9 protein-coding genes and 2 pseudogenes are annotated in these 11,405 nt (G+C 70.1%); all 11 read left to right on the forward strand.

Annotated features, from left to right (window positions below; genetic code table 11):
- The first annotated feature begins 264 nt into the window (after positions 1 to 264).
- On the forward strand, positions 265 to 909 hold the full coding sequence (locus tag FJ251_09350) for a cytochrome c3 family protein (GenBank protein MBM4117933.1): 645 nt from the start codon (positions 265 to 267) through the stop codon (positions 907 to 909).
- A pseudogene (locus FJ251_09355) lies at positions 897 to 3,925 on the forward strand (4Fe-4S dicluster domain-containing protein). Before FJ251_09350 ends, FJ251_09355 begins: the two are co-directional and overlap by 13 nt.
- A pseudogene (locus tag FJ251_09360) lies at positions 3,903 to 5,361 on the forward strand (hydrogenase). Before FJ251_09355 ends, FJ251_09360 begins: the two co-directional pseudogenes overlap by 23 nt.
- Before the next feature lie 8 nt (positions 5,362 to 5,369).
- Positions 5,370 to 5,933 (forward strand): DUF3341 domain-containing protein, encoded by a 564-nt coding sequence (locus FJ251_09365; GenBank protein ID MBM4117934.1) that lies wholly within the window; start codon positions 5,370 to 5,372, stop codon positions 5,931 to 5,933.
- Between the two features lies 1 nt (position 5,934).
- Positions 5,935 to 6,594, forward strand: a complete 660-nt coding sequence (locus tag FJ251_09370; GenBank protein ID MBM4117935.1) for a cytochrome c — start codon at positions 5,935 to 5,937, stop codon at positions 6,592 to 6,594.
- A gap of 79 nt (positions 6,595 to 6,673) precedes the next feature.
- Complete coding sequence (locus tag FJ251_09375) at positions 6,674 to 7,333, forward strand: hypothetical protein (GenBank protein ID MBM4117936.1); 660 nt, start codon at positions 6,674 to 6,676, stop codon at positions 7,331 to 7,333.
- 92 nt (positions 7,334 to 7,425) lie between these two features.
- Positions 7,426 to 7,815 (forward strand): hypothetical protein, encoded by a 390-nt coding sequence (locus FJ251_09380; protein MBM4117937.1) that lies wholly within the window; start codon positions 7,426 to 7,428, stop codon positions 7,813 to 7,815.
- Positions 7,808 to 8,116 (forward strand): hypothetical protein, encoded by a 309-nt coding sequence (locus FJ251_09385; GenBank protein MBM4117938.1) that lies wholly within the window; start codon positions 7,808 to 7,810, stop codon positions 8,114 to 8,116. The genes FJ251_09380 and FJ251_09385 overlap by 8 nt, the downstream gene beginning before the upstream one ends.
- On the forward strand, positions 8,113 to 8,988 hold the full coding sequence (locus FJ251_09390; GenBank protein ID MBM4117939.1) for an SCO family protein: 876 nt from the start codon (positions 8,113 to 8,115) through the stop codon (positions 8,986 to 8,988). Before FJ251_09385 ends, FJ251_09390 begins: the two co-directional genes overlap by 4 nt.
- Positions 8,989 to 9,056: 68 nt before the next feature.
- A complete protein-coding gene (coxB, locus tag FJ251_09395) occupies positions 9,057 to 9,992 on the forward strand; it encodes a cytochrome c oxidase subunit II (protein MBM4117940.1) in 936 nt (311 codons plus the stop codon).
- Positions 9,989 to 11,405 (forward strand): cytochrome c oxidase subunit I (locus FJ251_09400; GenBank protein MBM4117941.1); only part of this gene is annotated, 1,417 nt, incomplete at its 3' end. The genes coxB and FJ251_09400, both read left to right, overlap by 4 nt.

Consider the following 11,405-nt stretch of genomic DNA (forward strand, 5'->3'; position numbering starts at 1 on the left):
GGGGGAGAGCGACGGTCGCAGGAGATGAACTCCTCTCCTTGATGCTGAGATGTGCAAGGCGAGAGGGCGCGAGCCCTCTTGCCTTTTTTCAGCTTAGGGTTCGCTCGGACGAACATCCACCATCCCCCAGTCCGAGCATGGATGGGGGACTAAGCGGTCCTGATTTCTGCGATCTCGTCTATGCCTTGACCGCCGCTTGTGAAATGCTCTAGCTTGCGTCGCCATGCAGAGCAGCGACTCCCAACCCCGCGCGCTCTTCCCCCGCTGGACGAACGCCATCCGCCCCCTCGCGACCCTGGCGATCCTCGGCGGGCTCGTCTACACGGTGGTCCTCATCGCCTACGCAACCTCTCCGCGGACCACGAATGTCCGCGGACCACGAATGTCGGCTACGCCCCGACGCAGCCTGTGCCCTACAGCCACGCGCTGCACGCGGGCACCCTGGGCATCGACTGTCGCTACTGCCACACGGGAGTCGAAACGGGGGCTCAGGCCACCTTGCCCCCAACGCAGACCTGCATGAACTGCCACGCGAAGCTGCGCGCGACGAGCGAGAAGCTCGCGCCCGTGCTGGCGAGCTACGCCTCGGGATTGCCCATCCCCTGGGTGCGGGTCCACGACCTGCCCGACTTCGCCTACTTCGACCACAGCGCCCACGTGCGGCGCGGGGTCGGCTGCGCGTCCTGCCACGGGCGCGTCGATCAGATGGAGGTGGTCAGCCAGGTGGAGCCCCTGCACATGGGCTGGTGCCTGGACTGCCACCGCAACCCGGAGCCGCAGCTGCGGCCACAGCCAGTCGTCACCGCCATGGACTGGGCGCCGGCCGGCGATCGGGCCGTCCTCGGCGCCGAGTTCCGCCGGGAGTACAACATCCAACCGCCGACGGATTGCTCCACATGCCATCGCTAGCGGATCGCCAGGGCGGCTACTGGCGCAGTCTCCAGGAGTATGCGGGCAGCCCCGAATTCCGGGCGCTCTGCGCACGCGAGTTCCCCCCCGGCGCCGAGCTGGCGCCGGATGCGCTCTCGCGTCGCGGCTTTCTCAGGATCATGGGCGCCTCGGTCGCGCTGGCCGGCCTGGCCGGCTGCCGCTGGCCACGCGAGACGATCGTGCCCCGCGCCTACCAGCCCGCCCCGGGCAGATCCCGGGCCAGACGCGCGCCTTCGCGACGGCCTTCGAACTCGCCGGCAGCGCGACGGGCCTGCTCGTCACGAGCTTCGAAGGCCGGCCGATCAAGGTCGAGGGCAACCCGAGCGACCCGGTCGGTCGCGGCGCTGCCGATGCGCTCGCCCAGGCCAGCATTCTCGAGCTCTACGATCCGGATCGCAGTCAGCGGCCCCGCCTGCGCGATGGGAGCGAGCGGGCGGTGGACTGGGCGCAGTTCGGCGCCGCGGCGGCCGGGTTCCTGGCGCCTCTGCGGGCTGCGGGCGGGCGCGGCCTGGCCGTGCTCGCCGAGGGCAGCAACTCGCCGGCCTTGGCGGCCCAGCGCGCGCGCCTGGCAGCCGCCTTCCCGCAGGCAGGCTGGCATGTCTGGGAGCCGCTGAACCAGGACAACGCCTACGCGGGCAGCGTCCTCGCCTTCGGCCGTCCCCTGCGCGCCCTGCCCGATCTCGGTGCGGCCGGCGTCATCCTCGCGCTGGACGCGGACTTCCTCGGCGATCACCCGGCCGCCCTGGCGCTCGCTCGCGACTATGCGGCCGGGCGCAACCCCGAGCACCGGCTGAACCGCCTCTATGCCGTCGAGAGCCGCTACAGCCTGACCGGCAGCCTGGCCGACCACCGCCTGCCCCTGCGCCCGGCCGAGATCGAGGCCTTCGCCTTCGCGCTCGCGGCGGTACTGCTCGAGCGGCTCGGGGGCGAGCTACCGGGCGAGCTCGCCGGCTGGCGCGGCCTGCCCGGCGCGGTCCACGCGGCCGGCGATCCCGCCTTCCTGCGCGCGCTGGGCGAGGACCTGCTGGCCGCGCGCGAGGGGGCGCTCATCGTCGTCGGCCCCGGCCAGCCGGCGCGCGTGCACGCGCTGGCCGCGCTGCTCAATCGCCTGCTCGGGAGCGAGGGCCCTTGCCTGCGCTACACGGCCCCACCCCCCAGCGAGGAGACGGCCCAGCTCGCATCCCTCACGGCGCTCACGCGCGCGCTGGCGGCGGGCGAGGTGAAGGCGCTCGTCATCCTCGGCGGCAATCCGGTCTACGATGCGCCGGCCGACCTGGACTTCGCCGGCGCGCTCGCGCGCGTGGACGCCAGCGTCCACCTCTCGCTCTACGACAACGAGACCTCGCGGCGCTGCCGCTGGCACCTGCCGCGCGCGCACTTCCTCGAGGCCTGGGGCGACGCCCTCGCCTGGGACGGCACCTACTACAGCGCGCAGCCCCTGATCGAGCCGCTCTACGCGGGCAAGAGCCCCGGCGAGTTGCTCGCGCTGCTCGCGGGCAGCGGCCCCGCCGACGGATACGGCCAGCTGCGCGAGAGCGTCGCGCCGCGTCTGGCTGGCGATCCCGAGACGGCCTGGCGCCAGCTCCTCCACGACGGCGTGCTGGCGACGAGCGCCTTCCCCAGCGAGGCGCCGGCCCTGGCGGGGGGCGCGCTCGCCGCGGCGCTCGCGGCGCCGCCAGCGGCGGCGCCGTCCGGCCTCGCCCTCGTCCTGCACCGCGACCACTGCGTCTACGACGGCCGTTTCGCCAACAACGGCTGGCTGCAGGAGCTGCCCGATCCGCTCAGCCGCATCACCTGGGACAACGCGGCCGCCCTCAGCCCGGCAACCGCGGCGGCGGCGGGTCTCGCCCCCGGCGACCGCGTGCGTCTGAGCGTCGGCGATCGCAGCCTGGAGGCCGCCGTGGCGGTGCTGCCCGGCATCGCGGCGGGCACCGTCGCCCTGGCGCTCGGCTACGGGCGGCAGGCCGCGGGCACCGTGGGCAACGGCGTCGGCTTCGACGCCTATCGCCTGCGCGCGAGCGGGGCGCTGGCCGGCGCCGCTGGGCTCGCGCTCACGCCGCTGGGCGGCCAGTACCTGCTGGCCGGGACGCAGGACCACTACCTCATCGACCCTGTCGGCTTCGCCGGGCGCGAGGCGCGGATCGCCGAGCTGGTCAAGTCGGCCGACCTGGAGACCTACCGCCGCGAACCCGACTTCGCGCACGCGGACCACCACCCGCCGCTCGTCTCGCTCTGGCAGGAGCACGCCTACGCGGGGCACCGCTGGGGGATGAGCATCGACCTCGGCACCTGCATCGGCTGCGGGGCCTGCGCCGTGGCCTGCCAGGCGGAGAACAACATCCCCGTCGTCGGCAAGGATCAGGTGGCGCGCGGCCGCGAGATGAGCTGGATCCGCCTCGACCGCTACTTCCAGGGCGAGCCGGCGAACCCGGCGAGCGTCGTCCAGCCGGTGGCCTGCGCCCAGTGCGAGCTGGCGCCCTGCGAGCAGGTCTGCCCCTTCCAGGCGACGGTGCACAGCAGCGAAGGCCTCAACGACATGGTCTACAACCGCTGCGTGGGCACCCGCTACTGCGCCAACAACTGCCCCTACAAGGTGCGCCGCTTCAACTTCTACCACTACACGAAGGACGTCCCCGCCGTGACGCGCCTGGTCTTCAACCCGGAGGTCACGGTGCGCTCGCGCGGCGTCATGGAGAAGTGCACCTACTGCGTGCAGCGCATCCAGAACGCGAAGATCGAGGCCAAGAACGCCGGTCGCGCGCTCGTGGACGGCGAGATCCAGCCCGCCTGCCAGCAGACCTGCCCGACGCAGGCGATCCGCTTCGGCGATCTGAACGACGAGACGAGCGCGGTCCGCCGTCTGCACGGCGACCATCGCGCCTACTCCCTGCTCGGGGAGCTGAACATCAAGCCGCGGACGGTCTACCTGGCGCGCGTGACGAATCCGAACCCGAACCTGGCGAGCCCGCAGCATGAGCAGCGCAGTCATTCCTGATCCCCGCGCCCAGCTTGACCTGCCGCCTGGGGTCCAGCCCGTGCTCGTCACGGGCGGCAAGGACCTCGGCGGGGTCACGGACACGATCTGCGCGATCGTCGAGCGCCGGCAGATGCCGCGGGCCTGGACGGTCGCGCTCGGCATCGCCGGCCTGTTCACGCTCGTCCTCTTCGCGATGGTCGGCTATCTCGTCTCGACGGGCGTGGGTGTCTGGGGCCTCAACAACCCGATCGGCTGGGGCTTCGACATCGCGAACCTCGTCTTCTGGATCGGCATCGGCCACGCGGGGACGCTGATCTCGGCCGTGCTCTTCCTCTTCCGGCAGCGCTGGCGCACGGGCATCAACCGCTTCGCCGAGACGATGACGATCTTCGCCGTCGTCTGCGCGGGCCTCTTCCCCCCACGTCGGCCGCATCTGGCTGCTGCAGTGGATCTTCCCGATTCCCTACCAGCAGCAGGCCTGGCCCAACTTCCGCAGCCCGCTGCTCTGGGACGTCTTCGCGATCGGCACCTACATGCTGGTCTCGATCCTGTTCTGGTTCATGGGCATGGTGCCCGACCTTGCCACCCTGCGCGACCGGGCGACCGGCCGCGCGCGGCAGCTCGTCTACGGCCTGCTCGCCCTGGGCTGGCGCGGCTCCAACCGCCACTGGCACCGCTTCGAGAAGGCCTACCTGCTCCTCGCCGGCCTGGCGACGCCCCTCGTCCTCAGCGTGCACTCGGTGGTCAGCTTCGACTTCGCGACCAGCGTGATCCCGGGCTGGCACACGACGATCTTCCCGCCCTACTTCGTCGCCGGCGCCATCTTCGGCGGCTTCGCGATGGTGAGCACGATCGTGCTGCCGGCCAGGAAGCTGTTCGGCCTCGAGGACCTGATCACGCCGAGGCACCTGGAGGCGATGGCCAAGATCATGCTCGCGACGGGCATGATGGTCGGCTACGCCTACGCGATGGAGTTCTTCATCGCCTGGTACAGCAGCAACCGCTACGAGAGCTTCGCCTTCGTCAACCGTGCGCTGGGGCCCTACGCCTGGGCCTACTGGATCATGGTCAGCTGCAACGTGCTCGGCCCGCAGATCTTCTGGGTCAAGCGCCTGCGGCGCAACCTGTGGGTGATGTGGGCCGTGGCCGTGGCCATCAACGTCGGCATGTGGTTCGAGCGCTTCGTGATCGTCGTCAGCTCGCTCAGCCGCGACTACCTGCCCTCGGCCTGGGGCAGCTACACGCCGACCTGGGTCGAGGTGCTGACCCTCGCGGGCAGCTTCGGCCTCTTCTTCACGCTGTTCCTGCTCTTCCTGCGCGTGGCGCCGATCGTCGCCATGGCCGAGGTGAAGACGGTGATGCCCGAAGCGCACGCCCACGATCCGGAGCATCCGGGCGCCGGCGACTACTGGGGCGACATCCCGGGCCGCTACGACCCGGCGCGGCCGGAGTAAGGGGGGGGCTGGTGAGCGCAGCGATCCGGCAGGAAGGCAGCCTCTACGGCTATCTCGCCGAATTCGAGACGGTCGGCGCCCTGCTCGCCGCCTGCGCGCAGGTGCGCGACGCCGGCTTCACGCGCTGGGACGCCCACACGCCCTTCCCGGTGCACGGACTCGACGCGGCGATGGGCCTGCGCACGACGAAGCTGCCCTGGCTGGTCTTCGGCGCCGGCGCGAGCGGCGCCGGCCTCGGCCTGCTGATGCAGTGGTGGATCAACGCGGTCGACTACCCGCTGATCAACAGCGGCAAGCCGCACTTCAGCATCCCCGCGAACGTCCCGATCACCTTCGAGATGACCGTCCTCCTGAGCGCGCTGACCGCCTTCGTCGGCATGCTCGCGCTCAACGGGCTGCCGCGCTACCACCATCCCGTCTTCCAGAGCGAGCGCTTTCGGCGCGTGACCAGCGACCGCTTCTTCATCACGATCGAGGCGCGCGATCCGCGCTGCCGCGGGGAGGAGACGGCCCGCTTCCTGGCCGGGCTGGGCGCCGTCGCCGTCGAGCCCTTGCGCGAGGAGGCGCTCTAGCATGCCGCGCTGGATCCTGAACCTGCTCGTCGTCGGCGTGCTGCTGACCCTGATTCCGCTGGCCTGGGTGGCGAAGGACCGCCTTGCCTCCAAGGGCGATCGCACGCGCATCCACATCATCCCCGACATGGACAAGCAGCCGAAGTACAAGGCCCAGGAGGCCAGCAGCCTCTTCGCCGATGGACGCGCCGCCCGCGAGGAGCCGGCCGGCACGGTCGCCCGCGGCGAGTTGGCGGGCGGCGCCGCCTTCGTCGAGGGGCGCGTGGCCGGCGAGTGGGTGACGCGCTTCCCCCTTGCCGTCGATGCCGGGCTGCTCGAGCGCGGCCGCGAGCGCTACGCCATCTTCTGCGCGCCCTGCCACGGCCTGTCCGGCTACGGCGACGGCATCGTGAACGAGCGCGCGCTGGCCCTCGCCGAGGGCGGCTGGACGCCGCCGACCAGCCTGCACACGGACCTCATCCGCGAGCGGCCGCTCGGCCAGCTCTACCAGGCGATCGCCGCCGGCGTGCGCAACATGCCGGCCTACGGGCCGCAGATCCCGCCCCGGGATCGCTGGGCGATCGTCGCCTACGTGAAGGCCCTGCAGCTCAGCCAGCACGCGAGCCTGGCCGACCTGCCTGCCGACCAGCGGGCGCGCTTCGCGCAGGAGGCGGGACGATGACGCGGCCCCAGCGCCTGGACATCACGCAGGAGCCCCGGGCCAGGAGCCCCGGCACCTCGGGGCGGGCGGCAGGCGCGCCTTGCGTCTGGCCGGCCTGGCCGCGCTCGTCGGCCTCGCGGCCAGCGCCGCCCTCGGGGCCGCCGCCGGCTGGGACCGCTTCCTGCAGGCCTATCTCGTCAACTACGCCTTCCTGCTCAGCCTCTCGCTGGGCGCGCTCTTCTTCGTGCTGATCCAGCACGTGACGGGGGCGACCTGGAGCGTCGTCGTGCGCCGCCTCGCCGAGGCGCTGGCCGCCAACCTGCCCTGGCTGGCCCTGCTCGCGCTGCCGATCCTCTTCGGCCAGCGCTCGCTCTATCCGTGGAGCAATCCCGAGCACGCTGCCCACGATCCCCTGCTCGCGGCCAAGGCGCCCTACCTGAATCCGACCTTCTTCGCCGTGCGCCTGGCGATCTACTTCCTCGTCTGGACCTGGCTCACGCGCCACTTCTTCCGCCACTCCGTCGCCCAGGACGCTACGGGCGACGTCGCCCACACGCACGCGATGCAGCGGCTCAGCGGCCCCGGCCTCGTGCTCTACGCGCTGACGGTCTCCTTCGCCGCCTTCGACCTCCTGATGAGCCTGAACCCACACTGGTTCAGCACCATCTTCGGCGTCTACTTCTTCGCCGGCAGCGCGGTGAGCTGCTTCGCGCTGCTCGCGCTCTGGGCGCGCCTGCTCCAGCGCGGCGGCCCCCCCTGACGCGGGCGATCACTCGCGAGCACTACCACGATCTCGGCAAGCTGGTCTTCGCCTTCATCGTCTTCTGGGCGTACATCGCCTTCTCGCAGTATATGCTCATCTGGTATGCGAACATCCCCGAGGAGACAGGCTGGTACCTGGCCCGCCAGACCGGGGGCTGGACGGCCGTCACGCTGCTGCTGCTCTTCGGCCACTTCTTCCTGCCCTTCCTCGGCCTCATCTCGCGCTACCCGAAGCGGCAGGGCCTGCTGCTCACGCCGGGCGCCTTCTGGGTGCTCCTCATGCACTGGGTGGACATCTACTGGCTGGTGATGCCCGGCTTCAGTCCTGGCCGTCCGCCCTTCCACCTGCTGGACTTGGCGCTCGCCATCGGTCTCGGCGGCGTTGCGGCGAGCCTGATCCTGCTGCGCCTGCGCCGGTGCAGCGTGATTCCCGAGAAGGACCCGCGGCTCGCCGCTTCCCTGGAGTTCGAGAATGCCTGAGCCGATGCGACACGACGATCCGCGCAGCGCGAGCACAGCCTGGGTGGGCATCATCGGCGGGCTTCTGCTCGTGCTGATCATCCTCGGCCTGACGCTCGTCTTCTACCGCTGGGAGGACGCCGAACGGGCGGCGAAGGGCCCGCGTGCCGGCAGCGAGCGCCTGGCGGCGCTCGAGGCCGCGCAGGCGGCCCAGCTCGCGGACTACGCCTGGGTCGATGCCGAGAAGGGGATCTTGAGGATGCCAATCGAGGCCGCGATGGCGCGCGTCGCCGCCCAGGCGGCGCCGGGAGCGCAGCCGTGATCCGCCGCCGGCATGGAGACGGGCTGGGCGGCGCTGCGTGCGGGGCCCTCCTGGCGCTCGCCTTCTCGCTGGCGGTGAGCGCGGCCGCCTCGCGGGGCGCCGCGGCGCAGCCTGCCGACCAGGAGCCCGCGGCCCTCAAGGGGCTGGGGATCTTCCACCAGGCCGGCGTCCAGGTGCCGCTCGACCTGGCCTTCAGCGACGAGCAGGGCCGCGCCGTTCGCCTCGGCGACTACTTCACGGGCGCGGAGCCCGTGATCCTCACGCTCGTCTACTACAACTGCCCGATGCTCTGCAACGTCCTGCTCGACCGCTTCGTGGCCGGCCTCAAGGAGCTGGACTGGACGGCCGGGCAGGAGTTCCGCATCGTCACGGTGAGCATCGATCCCAAGGACGACAGCGCCGGCGCCTTCAGGAAGCGGGCCCACCAGATCGAGGACTACGGTCGACCGTCGGCGACCGCGGGCTGGCACTTCCTGACGGGCGAGGAGGCGGCAATCGCGCCCCTGGCCGACGCGGTGGGCTTCAAGTACGCGCTCGACCCCGAGACGGGCGAGTACCGGCACGCCGCGGGCATCTTCGTGCTCACGCCCGCGGGCAAGGTGAGCCAGACCCTGCTCGGGCTCGACTTTCCGGGCAAGGACCTGCGCCTGGCCCTGGTCGAAGCCTCGGCGGGCAAGATCGGCAGCGCGCTCGACCGCGTGCTGCTCTTCTGCTTCCACTACGACGCCGCCGAGGGCCGCTACGCGCCGGCGGCGATGAACCTGATGCGGCTGGGCGGGGGCATCTGCGCCCTCACCCTGGCCCTGTGGCTGATCACGGTCTGGCGGCGCGATCGCCACCGCCGGCTGGTCGCAGGGGGATCGCACCCGTGAATGCGCTGAACACGCTCTTCGCTTCGACGGCGGGCGCCGGGCTGGCGACCGGCAGCGGGTCCTTCTGGATGCCACGCCAGGGCACGGCCATCGCCGGCCAGGTGGACGGCATCTTCAGCTTCCTGCTCTGGCTCAGTCTCTTCTTCTTCACGCTCATCGTCGGCCTGATGGTGGTCTTCATCGTCCGCTACCGGCAGCGCCGCCGCGAGGAGCGCGCCAGCTCGGACGTCTCGCACAACACGGCGCTGGAGTTGACCTGGACCCTGGTGCCGGTCGCGCTCGTGATCGTCATCTTCACCGTCGGGTTCCGCGCCTACCTGAGGCTCAGCGTGCCGCCGGCCGACGCCTACGAGGTGCTCGTCACCGGCCAGAAGTGGAACTGGGAGTTCACCTACCCCAACGGCTACCGCGACCCGCAGCTACACGTGCCGGTCGATAAGCCGATCCGCCTCGTGATGACCTCGCAGGACGTGATCCACAGCTTCTACGTGCCCGACTTCCGCGTGAAGCACGACGTCGTCCCCGGTCGCTACACCAAGGTCTGGTTCGACCCCGAGGCGCCGGGCGAGCACTACATTCTCTGCGCGGAGTTCTGTGGCGACAGCCACTCGGACATGATCTCCAAGGTGATCGTTCATCCAGCGGGCGAGTTCGAAACCTGGCTTGCGGACGCGGGCGGCTTCCTCGACAAGCTGCCGCCGGCCGAGGCGGGCGAGCGGCTGACGAAGAGCCTCGGCTGCAACGCCTGTCACAGCGTCGACGGCTCGCGCATGATCGGACCCAGCTACAAGGGGCTCTTCGGCAGCCCGCGGCGGCTCAAGGACGGCAGCAGCGTCGTCGCGGACGAGAACTACATCCGCGCCTCCCTGCTCGATCCGCAGGGCCAGGTGGTGGAGGGCTTCGAGCCCGTGATGCCGACCTTCCAGGGCCGCATCAGCGAGAAGGAGATCGGCATGATGATCGAGTACCTCAAGACCCTGAGCGACCAGGGGGCGCAGCCGTGACGACGAGCCCGCAGCCGCAGGTCCCGGGCGGCGACGACAACTACCTCACGCATGGCCACGGCCTGAAGTCCTGGTTGACGACGCTGGACCACAAGCGGATCGGCGTCCTCTACCTGATCTCGGTCCTGACGAGCTTCTTCCTCGGCGGCCTCTTCGCGATGCTGGTGCGCACGGAGCTCTTCACGTCGGGCCGCACGATCATGGACGCGCAGGACTACAACCAGTCCTTCACGCTCCACGGCGCGATCATGATCTTCCTCTTCATCATCCCGAGCATCCCGGCCGCCTTCGGCAACTTCGTGCTGCCGGTGATGCTCGGCGCCAAGGACGTCGCCTTCCCGCGCCTGAACCTGGCGAGCTGGTACCTCTACGTCGTCGGCGCCGTCTTCGCGCTGGTCTCGATCCTCGCCGGCGGCGTCGACACGGGCTGGACCTTCTACACGCCCTACAGCACCTCGACCGGCGGCGCCGTCGTCTGGCTGACGATGGGCGCCTTCATCCTCGGCTTCAGCTCGATCTTCACGGGTTTGAATTTCATCGTGACGATCCACAAGCTCCGGCCGCAGTGGATGAGTTGGTTCAAGATGCCGCTCTTCCTCTGGTCGCTCTACGCAACGGCGGTGATCCAGGTGCTGGCGACGCCGGTGCTCGGCATCACGCTCGTGCTGCTCGTCATCGAGCGCAGCTTCGGGGTGGGCATCTTCGACCCCGCGCTCGGCGGCGATCCCGTGCTCTACCAGCACTTCTTCTGGTTCTACTCGCACCCGGCCGTCTACATCATGATCCTGCCCGGGATGGGCATCATCAGCGAGCTGGTCTCGGTGTTCAGCCGCAAGCACATCTTCGGCTACCGCTACATCGCCTACTCGAGCATCGCGATCGCGATCTTCGGCTTCCTCGTCTGGGGGCACCACATGTTCACCAGCGGCCAGTCCGGCCTCGCGAACATGATCTTCAGCGCGCTCACCTTCAGCGTTTCGATCCCCTCGGCGATCAAGGTCTTCAACTGGCTGACGACGATGTACAAGGGCAGCCTGCGCCTGGACACGCCGATGCTCTACGTGCTGAGCTTCCTGTTCCTCTTCACGATCGGCGGCCTGACCGGCCTCTTCCTCGGCACGCTCGCCACCGACATCCACCTGCACGACACCTACTTCGTCGTCGCCCATTTCCACTACGTGATGATGGGCGGCACCCTGATCGCCTTCCTCGGCGGGCTCCACTACTGGTGGCCGAAGATGTTCGGCCGCATGTACAGCGAGCTCTGGGGGCGGGTGGCGGCGGTGCTGATCTTCGTCGGCTTCAACGTCACCTTCTTCACGCAGTTCGTGATGGGCAGCAAGGGCATGCCGCGCCGCTACTACAACTATCCCCCCGAATTCGAGATCTACCACCAGATCTCGACCTACGGCT

The organism is bacterium (assembly GCA_016873475.1).
In the GTDB taxonomy this organism is placed as follows: Bacteria; Krumholzibacteriota; Krumholzibacteriia; order JACNKJ01; family JACNKJ01; genus VGXI01.

Excerpts from the sequence above, each read along its gene's own strand:
- coxB (MBM4117940.1), top strand. The coding sequence starts at position 9,057 with ATGCCACGCCAGGGCACGGCCATCGCCGGCCAGGTGGACGGCATCTTC.
- FJ251_09385 (MBM4117938.1), top strand. The coding sequence starts at position 7,808 with ATGCCTGAGCCGATGCGACACGACGATCCGCGCAGCGCGAGCACAGCC.
- FJ251_09370 (MBM4117935.1), top strand. The coding sequence starts at position 5,935 with ATGCCGCGCTGGATCCTGAACCTGCTCGTCGTCGGCGTGCTGCTGACC.
- FJ251_09380 (MBM4117937.1), top strand. The coding sequence starts at position 7,426 with ATGCTCATCTGGTATGCGAACATCCCCGAGGAGACAGGCTGGTACCTG.